Annotated in this window: 15 protein-coding genes (1 of these 15 running past the window's edge); 4 read left to right on the forward strand and 11 right to left on the reverse strand. The window is 55.4% G+C overall.

Features of this window, described 5'->3' with window-relative positions; translation table 11 throughout:
• The 3 genes from ilvC to PVT68_RS07735 form a co-directional block, all read right to left on the reverse strand.
• Positions 1–453, reverse strand: partial view of a ketol-acid reductoisomerase gene (gene ilvC, locus PVT68_RS07725; protein ID WP_280322134.1) — the beginning only. The gene continues 573 nt to the left of window position 1, outside the view; the window shows 453 of its 1,026 coding nt (coding positions 1–453); its start codon is at positions 451–453; its stop codon lies off the left edge, out of view.
• A 71-nt stretch (positions 454–524) separates the two neighbouring features.
• Positions 525–1,016, reverse strand: a complete 492-nt coding sequence (gene ilvN / locus PVT68_RS07730; RefSeq protein ID WP_280322135.1) for an acetolactate synthase small subunit — start codon at positions 1,014–1,016, stop codon at positions 525–527.
• A 13-nt stretch (positions 1,017–1,029) separates the two neighbouring features.
• On the reverse strand, positions 1,030–2,766 hold the full coding sequence (locus PVT68_RS07735) for an acetolactate synthase 3 large subunit (RefSeq protein ID WP_280322138.1): 1,737 nt from the start codon (positions 2,764–2,766) through the stop codon (positions 1,030–1,032).
• A gap of 496 nt (positions 2,767–3,262) precedes the next feature.
• Here PVT68_RS07735 and PVT68_RS07740 point away from each other — a divergent pair, with 496 nt between their 5' ends.
• Positions 3,263–3,772 (forward strand): DUF4124 domain-containing protein, encoded by a 510-nt coding sequence (locus PVT68_RS07740; RefSeq protein WP_280322139.1) that lies wholly within the window; start codon positions 3,263–3,265, stop codon positions 3,770–3,772.
• A 13-nt stretch (positions 3,773–3,785) separates the two neighbouring features.
• Here the strand turns inward: PVT68_RS07740 and PVT68_RS07745 are convergent, their stop codons facing one another.
• The 5 genes from PVT68_RS07745 to rluD all read right to left on the reverse strand — a co-directional run bounded on the left by PVT68_RS07745 (position 3,786) and on the right by rluD (position 12,810).
• On the reverse strand, positions 3,786–6,920 hold the full coding sequence (locus PVT68_RS07745; RefSeq protein ID WP_280322140.1) for an efflux RND transporter permease subunit: 3,135 nt from the start codon (positions 6,918–6,920) through the stop codon (positions 3,786–3,788).
• 29 nt (positions 6,921–6,949) lie between these two features.
• Complete coding sequence (locus tag PVT68_RS07750; protein WP_280322141.1) at positions 6,950–8,137, reverse strand: efflux RND transporter periplasmic adaptor subunit; 1,188 nt, start codon at positions 8,135–8,137, stop codon at positions 6,950–6,952.
• A gap of 57 nt (positions 8,138–8,194) precedes the next feature.
• Complete coding sequence (gene clpB / locus PVT68_RS07755; RefSeq protein ID WP_280322142.1) at positions 8,195–10,801, reverse strand: ATP-dependent chaperone ClpB; 2,607 nt, start codon at positions 10,799–10,801, stop codon at positions 8,195–8,197.
• 268 nt (positions 10,802–11,069) lie between these two features.
• A complete protein-coding gene (pgeF, locus tag PVT68_RS07760) occupies positions 11,070–11,831 on the reverse strand; it encodes a peptidoglycan editing factor PgeF (protein ID WP_280322144.1) in 762 nt (253 codons plus the stop codon).
• 25 nt (positions 11,832–11,856) lie between these two features.
• Complete coding sequence (gene rluD / locus PVT68_RS07765; RefSeq protein ID WP_280322146.1) at positions 11,857–12,810, reverse strand: 23S rRNA pseudouridine(1911/1915/1917) synthase RluD; 954 nt, start codon at positions 12,808–12,810, stop codon at positions 11,857–11,859.
• 124 nt (positions 12,811–12,934) lie between these two features.
• Between rluD and PVT68_RS07770 the strand changes: the two genes are divergently transcribed.
• Positions 12,935–13,882: an outer membrane protein assembly factor BamD gene (locus tag PVT68_RS07770; RefSeq protein WP_280322148.1), complete on the forward strand. Its 948-nt coding sequence runs from the start codon at positions 12,935–12,937 to the stop codon at positions 13,880–13,882.
• A gap of 155 nt (positions 13,883–14,037) precedes the next feature.
• On the opposite strand, the gene PVT68_RS07775 is transcribed toward PVT68_RS07770, so the two are convergent.
• A complete protein-coding gene (locus PVT68_RS07775; protein ID WP_280322150.1) occupies positions 14,038–15,666 on the reverse strand; it encodes an NAD+ synthase in 1,629 nt (542 codons plus the stop codon).
• A gap of 104 nt (positions 15,667–15,770) precedes the next feature.
• Here PVT68_RS07775 and PVT68_RS07780 point away from each other — a divergent pair, with 104 nt between their 5' ends.
• A complete protein-coding gene (locus PVT68_RS07780) occupies positions 15,771–17,426 on the forward strand; it encodes a sensor histidine kinase (protein WP_280322152.1) in 1,656 nt (551 codons plus the stop codon).
• 40 nt (positions 17,427–17,466) lie between these two features.
• On the forward strand, positions 17,467–18,918 hold the full coding sequence (locus PVT68_RS07785) for a sigma-54-dependent transcriptional regulator (protein WP_280322154.1): 1,452 nt from the start codon (positions 17,467–17,469) through the stop codon (positions 18,916–18,918).
• Positions 18,919–18,962: 44 nt separating this feature from the next.
• Here the strand turns inward: PVT68_RS07785 and PVT68_RS07790 are convergent, their stop codons facing one another.
• Positions 18,963–19,388: a type IV pilin protein gene (locus PVT68_RS07790; protein ID WP_280322156.1), complete on the reverse strand. Its 426-nt coding sequence runs from the start codon at positions 19,386–19,388 to the stop codon at positions 18,963–18,965.
• A gap of 18 nt (positions 19,389–19,406) precedes the next feature.
• The gene (locus tag PVT68_RS07795) at positions 19,407–23,612 is read right to left on the reverse strand and encodes a pilus assembly protein (RefSeq protein WP_280322157.1); all 4,206 of its coding nucleotides are present in this window, start codon (positions 23,610–23,612) and stop codon (positions 19,407–19,409) included.
• Between the last annotated feature and the right edge of the window lie 12 nt (positions 23,613–23,624).

Genomic DNA, 23,624 nt, shown 5'->3' on the forward strand with positions numbered 1-23,624 from the left:
GATCAGGGTCGGAACACCGCCTCCCTCCAGGTACGTGGAGCGCACGGTATGGCCAGGGCCTTTCGGCGCGATCATGATAACGTCTACTTCTTTAGACGGCTCAATCAGTTCGAAGTGCACGTTGAAGCCGTGGGCGAAAGCCAGTGCTGCGCCGGTTTTCAGGTTAGGGGCAACTTGCTCGCGGTATACACCTGCCTGATACTCGTCCGGAGTCAGAATCATAACCACATCAGCATCTTTTACCGCATCGGCAACTTCAGCCACGCGCAGGCCAGCCTTTTCCGCTTTGGCCCAGGAAGCGGAACCCTTGCGCAGACCAACAACAACATTACTTACGCCGGAGTCTTTCAGATTATTGGCGTGGGCGTGGCCCTGGGAACCATAGCCGATGATGGCAACAGTCTTGGACTTGATTAAAGAAAGATCACAATCTTTATCGTAATAAACTTGCATAACTTACTTCCTGGTTAATGTGCTTTGAATATCTTTTCCGGGGAATTACCCGGAAACTTTTACTTCGACGCTCAAATACTGAGTATTTTTTCGCCTCGGGCGATTCCGGAAACACCAGAGCGAACCACTTCCATAATGGTGTGCTCGCCCAGCGCCTGTAAGAAAGCGTCCAGTTTTTCGCTGGTACCCGATACCTGTACCGTGTACATATTGCTGGTGACGTCCACGATCTGGCCACGGAAGATGTCCACACTGCGTTTGACCTCATCCCGCTGAGCACCGGACGCGCGCACCTTCACGAGCAATAGTTCGCGCTCAATATGTGAACCTTCAGTGAGATCCACAAGCTTTACCACATCGATCAACTTGTTCAGATTTTTGGTGATCTGTTCGATCTTGTGGTCGTCCCCTATGGTCGTCAACGTCAGGCGCGACAGAGTCGCATCCTCGGTTGGCGCTACCGTGAGGCTTTCGATGTTGTAGCCTCGCTGGGAAAACAGACCAACCACCCGTGACAACGCACCAGGTTCATTCTCCATCAGAACTGAAATTATTCTGCGCATTCTGCCTACCCCCTTACGTCCGTTCCGTCTTGCTAAGCCACATATCCCGCATGGAGCCACTGGGCATGACCTGCATGGGATAAACGTGTTCTGACGGATCGACGTAAACGTCGATAAACACCGTGCGATCCTTGATCGCGAAAGCTTCGGTCAATTTGCCGTGCAGCTCATCGCGGTGCTCAATCTTCATTCCGAGATGCCCGTACGCTTCTGCCAGCTTGATAAAGTCCGGCAGAGACTCCTCATAGACACTGTTGGAGAGGCGACCTTCGTACTGCATTTCCTGCCACTGCTTCACCATACCCAGAGCCTGGTTATTCAGACACAGAATTTTTACTGGCAAATTGTACTGGGTCGCAGTTGACAGCTCCTGGATACACATCTGGATACTGCCTTCCCCGGTCACACACACCACTTCAGAATCCGGGAATGCCATCTTCACCCCCAGCGCCGCCGGCAGGCCAAAGCCCATGGTGCCAAGACCGCCGGAGTTGATCCAGCGACGAGGCTTATCGAACAGATAGTACTGCGCGGCAAACATCTGGTGCTGGCCAACATCTGAGGTTACATAAGCATCGCCATTGGTGATCTGGTGTACCGCGCTGATCACCTCCTGAGGCATGATCATGTCGCCGTCGGTGCGATAACGGGGGGCGGTGTACAGGCCGTGGCGCTCACGCCAGTCGTCGATCTGACGCCACCAGTCCACGATAGCCGACTGATCCGGCATCTCTTTCGAGGCCTTGAGCATTTCCAGCATTTCAGCCAACACCGACTGCACGGTGCCTACGATCGGCACATCCGCAGTAATGGTTTTGGAAATAGATGCAGGGTCCACGTCAATATGAATGACCTTGGCACCGGGGCAGAACTTGCTCGGGGTATTGGTAACCCGGTCGTCAAAGCGCGCACCCACCGCAAAAATTACATCGGCGTGATGCATCGCGGTATTGGCTTCAAAAGTACCGTGCATACCCAGCATACCCAGGAAGCGCTTGTCGGTACCCGGGTAGGCACCCAGCCCCATCAGCGTATTGGTAACCGGGTAATTCAGACGCTGGGCCAGCTCGGTCAACAACTCGGCGCCGTCTCCCTGCACCACACCACCACCGGCATAGATTACCGGGCGCTTGGCAGACAGAAGAAGCGCTACCGCCTTGCGAATCTGGCCGGTATGGCCTTTACCCGCCGGGGTATAGGAGCGCATGCGCAACTTTTCCGGAAATTTATACGGAAAACGGTCGACCGGATTGGTGATGTCTTTAGGAACATCAATCACCACAGGGCCCGGACGGCCGGTAGAGGCAATAAAGAAGGCTTTTTTGACAATCTCGGGGATTTCTTCCGCATTTTTGACCAGGAAGCTGTGCTTCACGATCGGTCGCGAACAGCCAACCATATCGGTTTCCTGAAAGGCATCTTCACCAATCTTGTCCGAGGGCACCTGACCGGAGATCACCACCATCGGAATAGAATCCATATAAGCGGTGGCGATACCGGTGATCGCATTGGTGGCACCTGGGCCTGAAGTGACCAGTACCACACCGGTCTTGCCGGTAGCACGGGCATAGCCGTCAGCAGCATGGGTCGCGCCCTGCTCATGACGCACCAGAACATGCTTGATGCCTTTCTGCCGGAAGATGGCATCGTAAATATGCAGTGCCGAACCGCCGGGATAGCCGAATATCAGGTCTACCCCTTCATCCTGCAGCGCGCGAACCAACATATCGCCGCCGGAGAGTAATTCCACTTGAGCCCCCTCAAAATTTCTCAATTCTTAGGATCCGCATCATCCAAATAGTCCAGAAAAACCGGTCGACGCGAAAGCCAGACGGCGATTCTAAAGGAAAAGCGTGATAAATATCAGCCTTTAACGCAGATTTAACCCATTTTTTAGGATGGCTACGCTGTAACGACAATCTGCGCGGAGCAACCCGGTTGCGGAACCGAGGTTTTGAGCTCCAAGGCCTCCAGATGGGGAGGACCTCCTCGACAGGAGGTGGCGGGTGCTTAACCCACCAGAGAACAGTGTGCGAACCACAGGGTGTTGCGGTGGCATCTACTTCGCCGAGTGAGCGGCAAATTGTCCAGCTTGGTGACCAAGTGTCAACTGACTGTATGTCCAGCAGACGCCCTCATCGGCCAATGTCCGCGAATTTTGTTAACTCTGTAGCAACAATGCCGTTACAGCCCATTACAATCACGCGCAGGAATACGTTAATGTTACCGGGCAAGTAACAATTAGAATGACAGCAACACAAGGCAGTTTTCCCATGCGCACATTCATCACCACCCTGACCCTGGGCTTGAGCCTGGCAGCCGTCGTACATGCAGACGGCATCTACCGGTGGGTGGATGAGCAAGGCGTGGTGCACTTCAGCTCGCATCCGCCACAAAAGGAGGGGGTTGAAGTTGTCAAAGCGCCCAAGTCGGCGCGATTCCGGCAGTGGCAGCAAGAGCAGGACGCGCTGGCAGCACAACGAGCACTGGCCACCGCGTCAAAGCCGGAAGATGCCGTAGAGAGCACGGAAAGCCAGCAACAATCTGACAACCAGGACAGCCAGCAAGCCCTGAACAAAGCGGAAATGGCAGCCCGCGAACAGCGCTGCCGCAATGCCCAGCAGCATCTGCACGAGCTTGAGTCCCACGCCAGAGTGCGGGAAGTAGATGCCAGCGGAAATTACCGCGTGCTGCCGGAAGAAGAGCGGCAGCAGCGTATCCGACAGGCCAAGCAGACACTGCAGAACAACTGCTAAACCTGGCGCAGGGTCAATTCCGATCTGCGGCGGGGGCTTCGCCATCTGCCGCAGCCCCGCCGCTAGCTAGCCCACCTGGTCCAGTCACCACTGCAACTCCCCCTCGATAATCCCGCCCGAGAAACAGATACATTGCCGGCACCACGAACAGTGTAAACACGGTGCCAATCGTCATACCGGATGCGACCACCAACCCCATCGCAAAGCGCGCGCCACCTCCGGGACCTGCGGAAAGTAGCAGCGGCACCATCGCCAGCACCAGCGAAGCCGTTGTCATCAGGATCGGGCGCAAGCGGATGGCGGCAGCCTCTTCGATGGCGTCCCGCTTACTTCTCCCCTGTATCTGCAGTTGATTGGCAAATTCGACAATCAGGATGCCATGTTTGGTAATAACCCCGATCAGGGTAACCAGTCCTACCTGGGTATAAATATTCAGGGTTGTCAGCCCCAGGCTGACAAAGATCATCGCCCCACACACGCTCATGGGCACGGTCACCAACATGATCAGAGGGTCTCTCCAGGATTCAAACTGAGCCGCCAGCACCAGATAAATCACGATCAGCGCAAAGAAAAAAGTCTGCAACAGGTCCGAGCCCTCGTGCTTGAACTGTCGCGACTGACCGGAATAGTCGGTGGAATATTCTCGCGGCAATACTTCCGTCGCGGCAGATTCCAGCACCCCAAGCGCCTCCCCCAATGGCACTCCCGGTCTGGGCACGCCAGAAATGGTCACGGCATTCAATTGCTGGAACCGCTTGAGTTGCTGTGGCTCTACGGTCTCCTCAAGGCGGACCAATGTGGACAAAGGTACGAGAGAGCCGTCACCGGCGCGGATGTAATATTGCTCCAGCTGGTCGCCGGTCAGCCGCTCCGCGCGCACGACCTGGGGAATCACCTTGTAGCTGCGATTTTCCAGCGAAAAGCGGTTTGTATAGGCACCGGACATCATCGCCCCCAGCTCCCGCGCCACATCGGCCATGGTGATTCCGATGGAAGCCGCTTTGTCGCGATCAACAATCACCGACAGTCGGGGCTTGTCCAGTTTCAGATCCGCATCGAGGAAGATAAACCGCCGACTTGCCAGGCCCCGCGTCATGATGTCATCGGCGAAGCTGGCAAGATTGGCAATCGGCTCGGTAGTGCCGATCACAAACTCGACCGGCAGCCTTCCACCGGCAGTGGGCAGGCTGGGCGGCACAAAGGTCGCAATCTTCAGCCCGGCGATCTGCGATACCTCACCGGCAATAATCGCCTGCATTTCCTGAGTATCTTTGTCCCGCTCTGTCCAGGGAGATAACACAAAACCCGCAATTGCGCTGTTAGTACTGTTACCCGCCCCACCGACACCATTGAGCAGGAACAGGTTTTCCACTTCAGGGTGACGATCGCGAACGCCATTGATTTCATCGGTGAACTGCTCCACGTAGTCCAGCGTTGCATAAGAGTCGGCACTGGCAATCCCCAACACGAACCCGCGATCCTCTTTTGGCTCCAGTTCACTGGGCGAGGTAACAAAGAGAAAAAAACAACTGGTGAGAACAATTAGGCCAAAAACCAGAATTACCAGACGATCATCCAGCGCACCGTGCAACCACCGCCGATAGCCGGACTCCAGCCCGTGCAAACTTCTTTGCAGCCAGACTTCAAGGCGATTACCGCGTTTTCCTTCTTCCGCCCGCAGCACTCTGGCCGCCATCATCGGTGACAATGTCAGAGCCACGACGCCAGACAGCAACACCGCCCCCGCCAGAGAAAAGGCAAACTCCACAAACAGGGTACCGGTAAGCCCCCCCAGAAACCCGATCGGCAGGTACACCGCAATCAGTGTCGTGGTCATGGCGACGATGGGCCATGCCAGCTCCCGGGCACCTTTGAGCGCAGCCTCCTGAGGTGTCATTCCTTCTTCGATATGCCGATGCACGTTCTCAAGCACAATAATCGCATCGTCCACCACAATACCGATTGCCAGCACCATCGCCAGTAGCGTCAACAGATTGATGGAAAAGCCCATCAACAACATCAGGAACAGTGCACCAACCAAGGACAGCGGCACCGCCACCGCAGGAATAATGACACTGCGCAACGAGCCGAGAAACAGATAGATAACCACGATCACAATCAGCACCGCCTCAGCGATGGTCTTCACCACCTCGTTGATGGAGTCCTGAATATACTCGGTGCTGTCGTAGGGAATTTCCCCCAGCATGCCTTCTGGTAACTGTGGAAATATCTCGCCGCGGAGTTTGTCACGCACCGCAGCAATGACTTCCAGAGCATTGGCATCCGGGGCAACTTCCACCGCCACAAAGGTGGCGGAGCGACCGTTGAAAGTCACAGAAGTATCGTAGGATTCGGAGCCGAGTTCGATCTCCGCCACATCCTCAAGGCGCACCAGCTGATCACCATCGGCACGCACCACCAGTTTGCGGAACTGCTGCACCGATGCGATATCCGTATCGGCGCGAATATCCATCGCCACCCTGGTACCTTTGGTGCTCCCCACCGAAGCCAGTACATTGTTCTGCCGCAGCGCGTTGCTCACATCCCCCGCGGTAACGCCCTGCGCCGCCATCTCACCCGGCCTGAGCCACACGCGCATTGCGAAGGTACGATTACCCAGAAGCTCCGCACGCTGGACCCCGGCCACAGTGGAAAGCTTGGGTTGCACTACGCGAGTGATGTAATCGGTAATCTGGTTGTTATCGAGAATTTCGGAAGAAAAGGACAGGTACATGGCAGCGATGGTTTCCCCTACCGCCAACTCCACCGTGGAGTCTTCTGACTCCAGCGGCAATTCATTGCGCAGCTTGTTGACCTTGGCCACGACCTGGGTGAGCACTTCATTCGGGTCGTAATCCAGCCGCACATAGGCCTGAATCACGGAAATACCCTGCAAACTGGTGGAAACGATATAGTCCAGGCCATCGGCGCTGGCGATTTCCTGCTCCACCGGCGTTGTGATAAAGCCCTGGATCAGGTCCGCGTCCGCGCCCACATACACAGTGCTCACGGTGATCACCGCATTTTCCAGCTCCGGGTACTGGCGGACATTGAGCTCGCTCGCCGAGCGCAGTCCGAGTAAAAAAATAAACAGACTGACCACGCAGGCCAGCACCGGATTTCGGATAAAAATATCGGTGAATTTCACACGGCATCCCTGCCTGCAGTCCAACGCCGCTAGCTGTTATCCGGCGTCGGATTCAGATTCTCTGGTAGAGGACTGGTATTGTTGATGATCACCCCACCCTCGTTGCGCAGTTTGAGCAGGCCGCTGGTCGCCACCTGTTCGCCCTCCCTTACGCCCTCGATAATTTCAATAAGATCACCGCGTTCTTCCCCGGTCTTCACAAAGCGCTTCACCGCAATCCACTGGGGCGCCTGCGCAGATGGCGCCACGGCTTTGTTATTGGTGGATTCCGCAAGGGCGGACTTTGCCGGGCGAACAATAAATACCGCATTGCCATAGGGAGCGAAGCTGATTGCGGTGCGGGGTACAACGAGTACGCTGCGAAACTTTTCCACCTTGACGGCTACGTCTGCAAACATACCGGGCCGCAGCTTGCGCTCTGGGTTTTGCAGGGTGGCCTGCAGTAAGAACGTGCGATTGGCAGGATCAATCGATGGATCGATAGCGGTGATTCGTCCGGAAAAATTCTGCCCGGGGATGGCAGCGGCTGTCAGCTCGACCCCCTGCCCTTCCTTTACCCGGGAGAAATCCTGCTCGGACAGGGAAAAATCCACGTAAATCGGATGCAATTGTTGCAGCGATACCACAGGGTCGCCGGGTGCCACATTCTGACCCAGGTCAACTTGGCGAATTCCTAGCTGACCGGAAAATGGCGCCGTGATACTGCGCTCGCTGATGGTGGCCCGCTGTACTGCCAGATTAGCGAGCACCTGGTCCTGAGTGGCCTGAGCCTGGTCGAGCTCGCGCAGGGTGGCCACGCCTTTTTTGTAAAGCGCGGAAATACGCTTGAAGTCCCGTTCAGCAAGCCGGCGTTCGGCTTCCAGCACTTCGATCTGAGCAGTTTCTGGCAGAGCGCTCAGCTCCGCCAGCAACGCCCCCTTATCCACGAACTGTCCGGACTCGAAATAAATGGCTTTGACTTCACCCTGGGCCTGGGTGGTGACATTGACGCCATTGATGGCGCGCATGCTGCCGACCGCACTCAACCGGGTCTGCCAGCGCTGCTGCTCGACAGGGGCAGTAGTAACGGTGGCAGGGGGCAGCGACATGTTATCCATAAACTGGTTCATCATGTAGCGGCCGAAAAATTTGAAACCGAAGATACCTCCGAACACCACAAGGCAGCCGAGCAGCATCCACATCATGCGCCGGTTAAACAGCTGCCTTGCCAATGCCATACATCAGTTCCATTGAAATCTGCCCGTCCGTGGGCCTCAGGTACTACCTATAAGCGACTACTTATTGAAGACGGCTTTATCTCCCTCAAGCGTCGCATGAATGGTATCCCCCGGTGCGAATTTACCGGAAAGCACATCCTGAGCCAGCGGGTTTTCCAGCCACATCTGAATCGCGCGCTTCAGCGGACGCGCGCCATATACTGGATCGAAGCCTACATCCGCCAGCTTATTCAGCAGATCCTCGGAAACATCCAGTTTCAGATCGCGATCCGCCAGGCGTTTGCGCAGGTTCTGCAACTGGATCTCGGCGATGGAACGGACTTCGGCACGATTCAGCGGGTGGAACACCACCACCTCGTCGATACGATTGATCAGCTCCGGGCGGAAATGTTCGCCCACGACATTCATTACCGCCGCTTTCATCTGGCGATAGTGGATTTCGCTGTCGATCTCGTCATCGTCGCGGGCGCTGGCAAACTTCTGGATCAGGTCCGATCCGAGGTTAGACGTCATCACCACCACTGTGTTGCGGAAATCGACGGTGCGCCCCTGGCCATCGGTAAGGCGGCCGTCTTCCAGTACCTGCAGCAAAATATTGAATACATCCGGATGCGCCTTTTCCACCTCATCCAGCAGCAGCACGGAATAGGGTCTGCGCCGCACCGCCTCGGTGAGGTAACCGCCCTCCTCGTAGCCGACATAGCCGGGCGGCGCTCCGATCAGGCGGGCGACGGAGTGCTTCTCCATAAACTCCGACATGTCGATACGCACCATGGCGTCTTCGGTATCGAACAGGAAACCTGCCAGTGCCTTACACAGTTCGGTCTTGCCCACACCAGTGGGGCCGAGGAATAGGAAAGAACCGTTGGGGCGATTGGGATCGGACAGCCCGGCGCGGGAGCGGCGCACGGCGTTCGACACAGCCTCCACCGCCTCGTCCTGACCGATAACACGGTGGTGCAGCGCGTCTTCCATCTTGAGCAGTTTTTCGCGCTCGCCTTCCAGCATTTTGGATACCGGGATTCCGGTCCAGCGGGAAACCACTTCCGCGACTTCCTCATCGGTAACGCGGTTGCGCAGCAACTGGTTTTCACTGGTGTCAGATGAGTCCGAGGCAATTTTCAGCTGCTTTTCAAGCTGTGGAATCACTCCGTACTGGATTTCGGACATGCGGGTTAGATCGCCGGCGCGGCGCGCGGCGTCCATATCCAGCTTGGCCTGTTCCAGCTTGTTCTTGATATCCGCACTGCCGGCGAGCTTGGCTTTTTCCGCTTTCCAGATTTCCTCGAGATCCGCGTATTCCTTTTCGATCTTGTCGATGTCTTCCTCGAGCTTCTGCAGTCGCTTAATCGCCGCCTCGTCGTCCTTATCTTTCTTCACCGCCTCGCGCTCAATCTTCAGCTGAATCAGGCGGCGCTCGAGTTTGTCCATCTCCTCCGGTTTGGAATCGATTTCCATACGGATACGGCTCGCGGCCTCATCGATCAGATCGATAGCTTTGTCCGGCAGTTGGCGGTCGGTGATATAGCGCTGGGACAATTTGGTGGCGGCAATAATTGCGGAGTCGGTAATGTCCACACCGTGGTGAACTTCGTAGCGCTCCTTCAAACCGCGCAAAATCGCGATTGTGTCTTCTTCGGTGGGTTCGTCCACGAGCACCTTCTGGAAACGCCGCTCCAGCGCCGCGTCTTTTTCGATGTACTGGCGGTATTCATTTAGCGTCGTTGCGCCGACGCAGTGCAACTCGCCGCGAGCCAGCGCGGGCTTCAGCATATTACCCGCATCCATCGCGCCCTCGGCCTTGCCCGCGCCGACCATGGTGTGCAGTTCATCGATAAACAGAATGACGCGACCTTCCTGTTTGGACAGTTCGTTCAACACTGCCTTCAGGCGTTCCTCGAATTCACCGCGGAATTTCGCACCGGCCAGCAGAGCACCGAGATCCAGTGACAACAGGCGCTTGTCTTTCAAGCCCTCCGGCACCTCGCCGTTGACGATGCGCTGGGCGAGGCCTTCGACGATGGCCGTTTTGCCCACACCGGGCTCGCCGATCAGCACCGGATTGTTTTTGGTGCGGCGCTGTAATACCTGAATGGTGCGGCGAATTTCATCGTCGCGGCCGATCACCGGGTCGAGCTTTCCGGCCTCGGCGCGGGCGGTTAAATCCATGGTGTACTTGTCGAGTGCCTGACGCGCCTCTTCCGCCTGGGGATCGTTGACCTTTTCGCTGCCGCGGACTTTGGTGATGGCGTCCTGCAAGTGTTTTAGATCACCGTGGGCATTCAGAATTTTCGACACTTCGCCGGCGGCGGGATCGAAGGCGGCGAGCAGTACGGTTTCGCTGGCGATATAACTGTCGCCATTTTTCTGGGCTTTTTTATCGGCCAGATTGAACAGGCGCATCAGTTCCTGCGACATGCCGACATCGCCGGTGGGTGTACTGACGGTGGGCAGATGGTCGAGGCGTTTGGCCAGGTCGTTGCGCAGGCCATTGATGTTAAATCCGGCCTGATTCAAAAACGCAGTGGTACTGCCATTGGACTGATCCAGCAGCGCCTGCAATAAGTGTTCGGGATAAATCTGATTGTGGTCACGGCCAACGGCGATGGATTGTGCGTCGGCAATGGCGGCCTGCAGTGGGTTGGTCATCCGATCGATGCGCATTGTGCTTATACCCTCTCCTGATCATTGACGCGCCGGACAAGAAGATAGACGACGCGCGGTAATGCAATGACGAATACAGTCTAGTGCTGATCAGTAATTTGCGGGCTGGCGGCGGGATTTCAAGCTCGATGTACTTGATCGAAATCAATTGGATCTTCAATTAGCCCGCTGGTAGAGAGGCACTTGGTGGCAGCATTCACAGCGGTCCTGAAATCCCACCCCCAGTACCTTGCCGCCACAAGACCTGCTTAAAAAGGAAGCCTGAAGATCACTCAAACCAGATTAAAGAAGCCATGCGCCCGGTATCCCTATCGCGACGATAAGAGAAGAACTCCGAATCCTCGGTAACTGTACAACGGTCACCACCAAAAATTTCGGTCACCCCCAGTTCCGCCAGCTCGGCGCATCCAAGGCCATAGATATCCGCCAGGAAATGCAGTGGCTTTTTATCGTGGGGCACAAAGCATTTGGCAATAGCTTCCGCGTGGGCTTCACTTAGGGAAGATTCAAACGCCGCCTCCAACACATCCACGCCACACTCAAACGCCTCAGGACCAATAGCAGGACCAAGCCACACCATCAGGTCCTGAGGTTTACTCGTCATAGCATTGATGGTTTCGCGAATCACACCGCCAGTCAGCCCGCGCCAGCCGGCGTGAATCGCCGCCACTTCGGAGCCGTCGCGGTTGCACACCAGCAACGGTAAACAGTCCGCGGTCAACACCGTACAGACAACCTTGCTCTCTGCTGTATAACTGGCATCCGCAGTACGGACCATGCCGTCACTTTGTGCTTCCACCGCCCTGTCGCTGTGGATCTGTTCCAGCCACTGTGGCTCACTCGGCAATTGCAGTTCCGCCTGCAGCTGTGCCCGATTTGCCGCCACAGCGTCTGGCGAATCCCCCACGTGATCGGCCAGGTTAAAGGCGGCATAACCTCCCTCGCTGTGGCCATCCTGTCGCAGCGTGAAAAAAGCGCGCACATTACCCGGCGCAGGCCAGTCAGGGACTAAATAGTGGTCGGCCACCATAGGGGTTCCTGTAGAAGTACGGGGCTCAGTCATTGTCTGCCCGCAATAATTGGATTAGCTGCAGCATATCCTCCGGCATAGGTGCCGACCAGTGCATCGGCTCGCCGGTAGCGGGATGGATCAGCGCAAGTTCGGCGGCATGCAGCGCCTGCCGGGGAAACTGCTGCAATGTCTGGATCAGTTCGGGACTGGCGCCGGGGGGCAGCTTGCCGCGGCCGCCATATAACGGATCCCCGACCAGTGGATGGCGGATATGGGCCATATGCACTCGGATCTGGTGGGTACGCCCGGTTTCCAACTGGCAACGCACCAGGGTGTGGCCACGGAAGCGCTCCTGCAACCGATAGTGCGTAATCGCCTCCTTTCCACCAACGGGTACCACCGCCATTTTCAGGCGGTGGGTCCGATGCCGCCCCATTGGCGCGTCAACGGTACCACCGCCACTAAGCATACCCTGAACGATCGCATCATATTGACGGCTGACCGTTCGGGCCTTGAGCTGATCTACCAGATCCGCCTGCGCCTGCAGGGTCTTGGCGACCACCATCAGGCCACTGGTGTCCTTGTCCAGGCGGTGCACAATACCGGCGCGGGGAATGTTCTGCTGCCCCGGGCAATGAGCCAGCAGGCCGTTCAGCAGGGTACCGTCGGGATTACCCGCGGCGGGGTGCACCACCAGCCCGGCGGGCTTGTTGATCACCAGCAGGCTGTCGTCTTCGTAGACAATATCCAGTGCCATTTCCTGTGCCAGCCACTCCCCCTGGGGCTCAAGTTCGGCACGCAGGCACAACTGTTCGCCGCCAAAGAGCTTGTCCTTGGGCTTGGCGGTATGACCATCTACCGTGAGTTGGCCGCCTTTGATCCAGGCCTGCAGGCGCGCGCGGGAATAATCAGGGATCAAATCCGCTGCGATCTGGTCAAACCTCTGGCCGGCGTGTGACGCCGGGACTTCGATATCGAGTTGTATTTGATTGCTCATCCGAATGGGTCTAATACTTTGGGCTGGCGTGGCGCTGTGGTTAAATAGCTGCCCTTCGGCCCCCGGTGAATTTTGGGTGGCTAGTTTAATAAGGTTGAGACAAATAATGATAGAGCGAGGGGCAATGTGGTCTTGGAATAAGCAGGCCTGGAAAACGTTGTGGCTGGCACTGCTGGTAGCTCTGGTAGCCTCATGTGCCAGCACGGACGAGAAAGATGAAGAGGGCCTGCCCTCCGGTAACCGTACCGAGCAGGCATTTTACGAAGCAGCCCAACGGCAACTCAAATCCAGCCAGTGGGAGATGGCAATCAAGAACCTGCGGGCGCTGGAAGACAACTTCCCGTTTGGCAACTACGCCGAACAAGCCCAGCTGGAGCTGATCTACGCCTACTACCGCGACTATCAGAACGACGCGGCGATCTCGGCAGCAGATCGGTTTATTCGCCTGCATCCGCAGCATCGCAATGTAGACTACGCCTATTATATGAAGGGTCTGGCGTCCTTTACCGAGGGCAGCGGTCTGTTTGAACGCTTCCTGCCAACAGACATGACCCGCCGCGATCCTGGCTCCGCCCGTGAGTCTTTTGCGTATTTCGCACAGCTGATGGCGCGCTATCCGGAAAGCCGCTACGCCCCGGACGCGCAAAAGCGCATGATCCACCTGCGCAATCTGCTGGCCCGCTACGAAATCCACGTGGCCAACTACTACTTCAAACGTGGTGCCTACCTGGCCGCCGCCAACCGTGGCCGCTACGTAGTAGAAAACTTCCAGCAAACCCCTGCCATCCCGGATGCTCTGGCGGTAATGGTACAGTCCTACCATCTGCTGGAAATGTCACAGCTGGAAGCCACCTCGATGGCGGTATTGCGAACCAACTACCCCCATCACCCGGCATTTCGCAATGATGGCACCTTCAACTACAAGTATTTCAGTGGAACCGGCGGGCGCAGCCTGGTCCACCGCATGACTCTTGGCGTATTCGAGAAGTCTGACCCCCGCGGATTCGACAGCCGTGAGCTGTACAACGCGGAATACCGCCCGGATGAGGCGCCACTGCCTCCGGAGCTTTAAGCGACAACCCTTACAAAAAAGGCCCCGCGGCGTGAGCAGCGGGGCCTTTTTCGTGTAGGAGCCTGCCTGCAGGCGAATTTCTGAAAATACGAAGGTCCGCTTGCAAGTATGCTCCTACAGAGTGAGAACGTAGCAATCAGCGGAGCGGAAGCACATTACTCCCCCGCCTTCCAACCGTTGGTGATCGGATAGCGCCGGTCACGGCCAAAACCACGCTCGGAAATGCGTACGCCTACTGCCGCCTGACGACGCTTGTATTCGTTGCGATCCACCAGACCCACCACTCGCATCACCGTCTCTTTATCAAACCCCATGGCGATGATTTCCGCCGCACTGTGGTCGAGGTCAATATACTGGCGCAGGATTTCATCCAGCACCTCATACGGCGGCAAACTGTCCGAATCCACCTGATCCGGGGCCAGCTCTGCACTGGGTTCCCGGGTGATCACAGTTTCCGGAATCACTTCAGAAATCGTGTTGCGGTAGCGGGAGAGTTCGTACACGAGAATCTTGGGTACGTCCTTGAGCGCGTTGTACCCCCCCACCATGTCACCGTAAAGCGTGGCGTAGCCCACCGACATTTCGCTCTTGTTGCCGGTAGTCAGTACCATAAAACCCTTCTTGTTGGAGATGGCCATCAGCAACATACCGCGGGCACGAGCCTGTATGTTCTCCTCGGTGGTATCCCGCTCACTGCCGGCAAATTCACTCTCCAGCGCCAGCATGGCGGCGTCGAAGATACCCTCGATGCCGATCACCCTATAGTGAATACCCAGCCGCCGGGCCTGATCCGCGGCGTCGTTTTTCGACAGATCCGAGGTATAGCGGAACGGCATCATCACCGCTTCCACCCGGTCGGGCCCCAGTGCATCCACGGCAATGGCAAGGGTGAGGGCGGAGTCGATACCGCCGGAAAGTCCAAGCACCACCCCCTTGAAGCGGTTCTTGTTCACATAATCACGAACCCCGAGTACCAGTGCCTGGTAAGTAGAGGCCAGCCCATCCAGGGGCTTGCTATCAGTTCCCGGGACCAGAGAGACTTCGCCACTAGCCGACTCAACGGTAACCGGCAGCAGGCTCTCGACAAATTCCGGCGCGCGCGCGCGCAGTTCTCCGGTTTTATCCACCGCGAAAGAACCGCCATCGAATACCAGTTCATCCTGCCCACCGATGGCATTGACATAGATGATGGGCATATTTCCCGCCTGCGCCTGACGACCAAGCAACGCCAGCCGCTCTTTGGCCTTGCCCCGGTGGAACGGAGAGGCGTTGATATTCAGCATCAGCTTCGCACCGGCGCGCTCGGCCTGTATTACCGGCTCCGGGTGCCAGATGTCCTCACAGATGGTCACGGCGGTGGGTATCCCTTTGATATTCACCACACAGGGCTTTTCTCCCGGCACGAAATAGCGCAGCTCGTCGAACACCTGATAGTTGGGCAGTTTCTGCTTGGCATATTCCGCCACCAGCTCCCCATCCTGGATGATACCCGCCATATTCAGCACGGTACCGGCAATCACCCGCGGGTAGCCAATCAAGACCGCACAGGGAAGATCCGCCTGTTTCAGTCGGTCCAGGGCGGCATCAATACGCCGTTGCATACTGGGACGGAGCAGTAGGTCTTCCGGCGGATAGCCACACAGGGTCAGCTCGGGGAACAGCACCAGATCTGCAGCGTATTCCCGGTAGGCGCGGCGAGCGACCTCGACTATCTGGTCAGTATTCCCCGGTATATCCCCCACCAGCAGATTGATTTGCGCCAGCACTAGCTGCAAAGTAGACATCTTTATACCCCATTGGATTGAGGCGGCTATTGTAGCCACGCCGCCCGGGCGTACAACATCCGCGCGGATTTTGCCCCCTTTGCCCAGGACAACGAGAATAAAAAGTGAGCAGTGAAGCCCCGCCCAATACCACCGCACAGTGGGTTGGCACGCGCGCGAACAGCGCTACTGAACTATCCGTCGAACTGCCCCGACCTCAGCTGCGCCAGCAAGACCTGCTGAAAATCTACGCCTGGTACCGGGTGACCATCGGTCTGATATTACTGGGACTGTTTGCTTCCGGTATCAGTAAAGGCTCCGTCGGCACCCTTTACCCGACGCTGTACCTGGATACCGCCATCACTTATGTAATTCTCAATATCGCCTGGCTGCTGTTCCTCTATCCCAGCGGTTTCCTGACCACACCACTGCGTATCGGCAGCATCCTGTGTTGCGATATTCTCGCCTTCCTGCTTTTGATTCAGGCCAGCGGCGGCCTCCATTCCGGCGTCGGCTACCTGTTACTGACCACCTGCGCCGTGGGTTCACTGCTACTCGACCGGCGCATGAGCGCATTTCTTGCGGCCATTACCAGTATCGCCATCATTGGACAGCAGCTGTTCGGCGTACTTACTGGCAGCGCTGACACCCAGGACATAGTGTCCGCCGGCAGCCTGGGAATCCTGCTGTTTACCTGTGTTACCGCACTGCAATATCTGTCCAGCCATATCCGCCTCGCCAATCAGAAGGCCGAGCAGGAGCGGCGACAGGCGGCGCACCTGCAGCGCCTCACCCAGCAGATTGTCGCGCATATGGATACTGGCGTGCTGGTACTGGATGAGAGTGATACCCCGGAACTCGCCAATCGCGCTGCGCAACAGCTGCTCGGTATCCATCCCAGCACCGGCTACACATTGCGCACCGACTTTCACCAGGCTCTTACGCATTTACGCAGCCAAGCGGGTTCCAGCAGTGGCCTTCTGCCTGGCCCGGGACGCAGCGAACTACGCGCGCACCTCAGTAACCTGTCCGATGCAGGCAGGACGAGCACACTGGTATTTCTCGAAGACAATCGCAAACTCACCCAGCATGCACAGCAGCTAAAGCTCGCATCGCTGGGGCGACTCACAGGCTCCATCGCCCACGAAATTCGCAATCCCCTGGGAGCGATCAGCCATGCCGCCGAACTGCTCGCCGAGTCTAAGTCCCTGCGCGACGAAGACCGCCAACTGACGGAAATCATTGGCCGTCACAGTCAGCGGGTAAACCAGATTGTCGAAAACGTTATGCAACTATCCCGGCGACAGCCGGCAGAGCCTCAGCTACTCGACCTACGAAACTGGTCAAGCCTTTTTCTTGAGGATTACCGGGCCGGCGCCGCAAAGGAAATCGAAATCACACTTACTCTTCCTGCGCAGCCGGTTTACGCCCGCTTTGACCCGAACCAGATGGCGCAAGTACTTACAAACCTCTGCAACAACGCGGTACGCCACTCGCAACTGGCGACAGGCAAAGCAGAAGCAGAAATTGCCGTACATTATATCGAGCAGCGCACCTGTGCCCGGCTGGAGGTTCTGGACAGAGGAAAGGGCATTTCCGATGAAAATGGTGAACAGATTTTCGAGCCCTTTTTCACCACAGAGTCCTCCGGTGCCGGGCTTGGGCTATACATTGCCCGGGAACTTTGCGAAGCCAACAGGGCCAATCTGTATTACTGCCGCAGCCAGGACAGACGCAGCTGCTTCAGAGTAGAATTCGCCAGCCCCGGACAGATATTCTGACCGCAAAAAAATAACGCCAACCGCTGACAAATCACAAACCATGGCAGACCGTTCACCCATTGCCCTCGTGGTAGATGACGAGCCCGACATCTGCGACCTGATTTCGATGACATTGCAACGCATGGACGTGCGCGCGGATGTCGCCATGTCTGTCGCCGAAGCCAGCCGGCGTCTCAGTGAAAAACAGTACGACTTCTGTCTCACCGATATGCGGCTACCGGACGGCGACGGCTTGCAGCTTGTAGAAAAAATCCAGGATCTGCCTCCGGGTCAGACGCTCCCCGTCGCAGTGATTACCGCACACGGTAATATGGACAGCGCCATCAGCGCGCTAAAGCTCGGCGCGTTTGATTTTGTCAGCAAACCGGTCAATCTGGAGCGACTGCGTGCCCTGGTGCAGCTGGCACTGCGCCTGAGTGAGGACCATCACCTCGCACAGCAGGAGTTCCCCCCCATGCTGCAAGGTCAGTCTGCAGCCATTCAGGCACTTCGTCAGCAGATCGAAAAAGTGGCTCGCAGCGATGCACCTGTACACATTTACGGCGAAATCGGTTCAGGTAAGGAACTGACCGCACGCAGCATTCACCAACAGGGACCGCGCGCGCAGGAAGCCTTTATCTCCTTGCAGTGCAGCGCCATCCCCACCGAACAGCTGGAAGCAACCCTGTTTGGTTGCGCATCGGGCGGCAACTACAAACCCGGCCTCCTGCAGCAAGCCAACCGCGGCTCGCTCTTTATTGATGAAGTGACCGAACTGCCGCTGGAAATTCAGGCCAGGCTTCTGCGCACAATTCAGGAAAAACGTTTTACCCCCACAGGCACAGATCAGACGATAGAGCTGGACGTCCGGATTCTGAGCGCCTCACTCGGGCAAATTGCCAGCAACGTACGCAGTGGGTACTTCAGAAGTGATCTGTATTACCGAATCAGTGTCATCGAAGTGGCAGTCCCGCCACTGCGGCAGAGGTCCGATGACATCCCCCTGCTGACCCGCAACCTGTTGCGTTGGCTATCCGCAAACACCCAGGGATCGGCAAGATTCACGCCCCCCAGAGTGACTCTAGATGCCGTCGACGCCCTTCAGGCATATTCCTTTCCTGGCAACCTGCGGGAATTGGAAAACATTCTTGAACGAGCTCTCACACTCAGCGACAGTAATACCCTGCGCGCAGAAAACCTGCTACTCCACACCGAAGCCCCGCTACCCCCAACATCACCATGTGGCCATTCTGTTTACCTCGCGGCCGCCGATATCGAAGTGAACGCCGGAAACACAAACTCCGGGACATCGCGCTACCCGGTCTATCCGCAGCAATTTTCCACATCCGAATACGAAACCCTCGACGATTTCCTGCAGTCCATCGAGCGCGAAGCGCTGGAAAAAGCGCTGAACGAAACCCAGTGGAACAGGACCGCAGCGGCAGAAAAATTGGGAATCAGTTTTCGTTCGCTGCGCTATCGTCTGAAGAAGCTGGGGCTGGAAAACGACTGACCCGGTCTAAGCCGGGTCAGTGATATAGGAAAACAGGTCGTAAGCTACCAACAGCTCGCCGTATCAGCGCCTGTCGCGTTTCGCACGCCCGCCTGATTCAAGGTAAGAGTCCTGCATCTATTATCCGAATCCTGGATCCCGCCCACAACAGGCGTAGCCGTCAGGCGATACGTCGTTGTCGCCAACGCAGCGGTAATGTCATACAACCCTTCCCCCGAAGAAATTACACCATCATCCTTCAATGATTCGGCAACGGAACAGTCTTCACTGTTGTAGGCATTGTAAACCGTAAAACAACGCTGCAATCGCTGAGCCACATCGTGCAAGCTGGCTTTCGCATCGGATCGGTTGCTCTTACGTACAGAGTCCATGTAAGAGGGATAGGCGATACCCGCTATAACCCCAATAATCGCTACCACGATTATTAGCTCGATAAGGGTAAAGCCCTGCTGATACGTCATTCGCTTCATGATTTTATCCAAATAGCGTTAAAAATTTCTCCAGGAAATTCTGCCTTTTGCGCCCGGAGGAATAATCCCTGAATCCACCTGGAACTCGCCCTTGATATTACTTGAAGGCAAATAACTATTGCGTCCTGCCTCGACCATTTGAGAATAACTAATGATGGCGTAATCCACCTGCTGCCCATCCACGCCAAAAATTGAGTGGCCGATAAAACGATCTCCCACCGCAACCAACTCCATTTGCCAACCACTACCACCAAATGAGCAGGAATCATTCGATGTGATCATCGTCGGGAATAACAGGCGATCATAGACCAGCAAAGGCTTGCTGATTACCCGCTCACCGGTCACGTTATCCCCATGAATCAAATCCAGATACCAACCGCTCTTATCCCCCCACCAAGTCTGGATGTAATTATTTGACACCGTCCGGACTCCGTTTTCCTCCTCAGAAATGACCTTCTGCATCAGGTCGGATCGCCCGGAAATCACTTCTCCCTGATCAGCGAGCGCATAAAAACTATTGATCGTTGTGCCAGCTTCATTGTCCGTGTCGGAAAGATAGCTACCAGTACCAAAATACACCATAACCGCATTATCCATCTGCTCATTTATCCCGAGCGTAGGTGTTGAGGTGATAGGCTGCACCTGGCCATTACGATCGATGGCAGTAAACAGTGGTGCATTCACGGTTATTTCATTCCCTTCCTCGTCCTCTACTGTCGCCTCCAGAGCCACACTCCAGTTCTCAGAATTTTCGCCGCTGAGATCAAACTTCCACAGATTGCCAAACAAATCACCAGCGTAAGCAGCAATAACCTCGCCACGTCCGTTTGGAAGTAATGAAGGGCCAGCGAGACCATTTTGGCCGGCTTCGTTGGTTTCCAGTATCAGTGAATTTTCAGACGGATTATCAAGATCCACGACAACCAGACTTGCTCGAGACCCCTCCGAATTGTAGCCATTACCGAAAATCAATTTCCAACCATCGCCGGTAGGTACAATAATTGGTGCACCGGTGATATTGCCAAGTTGCGGGAAATCAGCATCCGTCAACTCAAACATTACATCACCTTCATCAAAGGATTCCGGGTCGGTCACATCCAAAACATAAATTCCTTTTCCGCCAGCACCCAAGGTTCCGACCAGGATATTCTTCCACGCTGGATTTTCTCCGCCGAAATAGGCGTCACCCACAAACAATGGCCCATCGACACTATATTGATGCCGGTTGTCACCAGTGCCATAGTCCGGCGAGGTCATTTTTCTTAGAGACTCGTAAACCCCAGATGGAATATAGGCGAAGAGCTCATGACCCGAGGCCGCATCAAAGGCGTGCAACATACCGTCATTAGCCCCTACGTAGACTACCTCTTTTCGATTCTGCTTATGCGTTTGATAGTAGGTCAGGTAGGAATCTCCACCGAGATCCGATTCCAACAAATGATAATTATATTTTTTGCGCCCCGCGAAAACCGGGCTTGAATTGACGATATCTCCCAACAGTTTTGCCCGGTCACGCATGCCAGCAACCGCAGAGCCGCGTATCCAAGTCAGTCGCGCGGCTCCCACTTCCGCCTCGTCATCACCTGCCAGAATCAGTTTCTGGGCTTCAGAAATACCCGGTTGCCCTTCTGCGCTTTCCCAATTGAAAAGCGCGCCATCTCCATTGCTGTAGGTAAAAATATTCCTATCGGATAGGGGAATAAACTTAGCGTTATTGGCCTCCCACATCTGGTCCCCGATGGTTCCGTCTTCGTTCAGCTCCAACGCTTTCAGTTCGCCACTCCAGTCCGTACTGTTAAACAGTGCCTGGTAAATTACGGTATCGGTACCCAACCGGGTAGAACTGGTTGCGACGGAAGAGGCGGAGCCCGCGCTGGCCGCGACGCTCTCCAGTGCATTACTCAAACTCTCTTCGAGTTCGGCGGGATCGATCGCGTAAAAATAGGTTGACGGCTCAGCGGCGGCGATGGTGGCATCGTCTGGAGGAAGTCCATTATCTCCATCACTGTACCCCCCCCATTTCGCGGCATAATAAAGTGGGGATTCAAGGGACTGTGCGAGGGATGTTCCGGCAGTGTAGGTTCGCAGAGATGCACTATCACCTACATTGCAATCATCACATCCGAAGCCAGTGAAGCCGTTAATACCGGAGTGCGCATGAAAGCCATCATCGACAGTACCACTGATGATGTAGCCAAAGCCCATTTTGTACTCGTCAGCGGTCGATTCGGCGACCACATTGGTAGAAACACTAACGACAGCACTATTACCTGAGCCCGAAACACTGTAGTCAATCACTCCCCACATATCTTGGTCAAAATCTCCTCCCTGCTCACTATCCTCCCAGTTAACATAGAGCTTGCCGCTGGTACCATCTTCAGACTGACTAACTATTTTGAAGTCGACGATGGCACAGTTCGTATCGGTAATCTGACCAGGACCATTTGGCACGTAGTGATTACGACAGGCCGGTAAGATAGTTATCTTCTTCCCTTCCATTCCCGGTACCGGTATATCGACCCTGGGTACCGCAGGAGCTAAAGCTACGCCATAGGTAGTTACCGTCTGCGTACCCTGAATTAGTGGCTGTAAATCATTTTTTCGTGCGTAGTAAGCCATGCCGGCAATATTGTACGTCCCTTCCAGCCGCGGGGCGTCAGGACAGGTACCTGTCACACCAGACAATGCCGTCACTGTCTTGGCGGTACAAAGTTGATCGTCATTGTCCCCATGAGTGCCGACAAAGAACTGCTTCCCATACAATCCCTCCAATTCACCAACCCTGTCGGTCATAGCCCCGACGTCCATACCCAACGCATTAGTGGTATCACCATCATAGGAACTGATTGAAGCGTTAAACTGAATAATACTGGTCGCCGCACAGTGATTTGCAGACGTTACCGGTGTTTCCCAATCGCCTGCAGCAACACTTGTCAGCCCGGAAATTTTGTCATCGCCAGCAACAGGGTTCAGTGCGCTCTTCCCAGCAATATAATGCAAAGCTTCCAAGAAAATTTCTGACTGTGGATTACCCCAGTTAGAGCATTGGTTATCGTCAAAACTATCCCAACCCCAGCTACAGTTATCCCCGCCTCCGGCACCGAGATAACTGCCATTTTCACCACCGGAATACCGGTAGCCATAAATGCGTAATTTATCGATCGTCCGTACAATACCCTGATTGTTACTGAAGGTTCCGTCACTGTTGACATTGATTTCGTCAGCCAGACTACCGACGTTCTTCCGCAACACACCCCCGGATTTATTCTTGGTATAAGACCCGGTCATCAAACCAAATAAGATATCGCCCTTTTCTCCGTACCGCTGTAAAAGTCCCGCCGGCTTACTATTTCCATCCGGATACGCTCGACAATTGCTCTCCAGAAACCCGGCTTTACAAACCTCTACCCGGGCTACATAGGTGCTTCCGTCATCTTCGGATGGACTGGAAGAACCTGCGTTAATACCGCTAACCAATGAGTCGTTGCCATTTCTTCCGTTGTTGTTTCCGACATTTTCGCTCCAACGGCACTGCCAGCGTTCGTTACTCGCCCATAAAGAGTAGTTTCCCTGTACAACTCTAATTTCAGGGGCATCAGTATTACCCTGGGAGAAGTTCGATTCCGAGGCGTCCTTCGGTGTGGTATTACACAGGGTAATACCGGACTCTTGAGTATTTTCCCCTCCACCAAAATCCATCGGCGTCAGCTGGGAGATGTCTTCGCCGTTGTAATATTTGGCAAAGGAATGTGCGTCGTGCGGCAAATAGGCGCGCTCCAGCACCGTAATACCTTCATCGTCGCCATCGGTAGAGCGGTACCCTCCATAGAGAATTTTTCTTACCGCGTCCATACGGGTCATCGTCGCCCAATTAAGAAAATTACCGCTCCAGCTCCCCGCTACCCCGTCACAATAATGATTTATCGATAAACCTTTGGGAACAAATCGGGAAGACTCATAGTCGTAACATTTCCCACTGTCAAAATAGCCATAATAGTCATAGCTATTCATGTACGTCGTATCCGCAATTTTATCCGCGTCAAGATCCGTATAGTCATCATAAGCCTTAAAATAAAGCTGATGATCATTGGACATATTCAGCATTACAATCGGTTTTACCGGCTGCGCCAGAAACAGTGGAGACTGGGAAAATTCCAGGGACTGTACGCTTTGAGCAATGCCAAATGTGAGCACTGCTGAAAGCACCTGCACGAAATTTTTCATTTTACTTTTTTG

It is taken from the genome of Microbulbifer bruguierae (genome assembly GCF_029869925.1).
Lineage (GTDB): Bacteria > Pseudomonadota > Gammaproteobacteria > Pseudomonadales > Cellvibrionaceae > Microbulbifer > Microbulbifer bruguierae.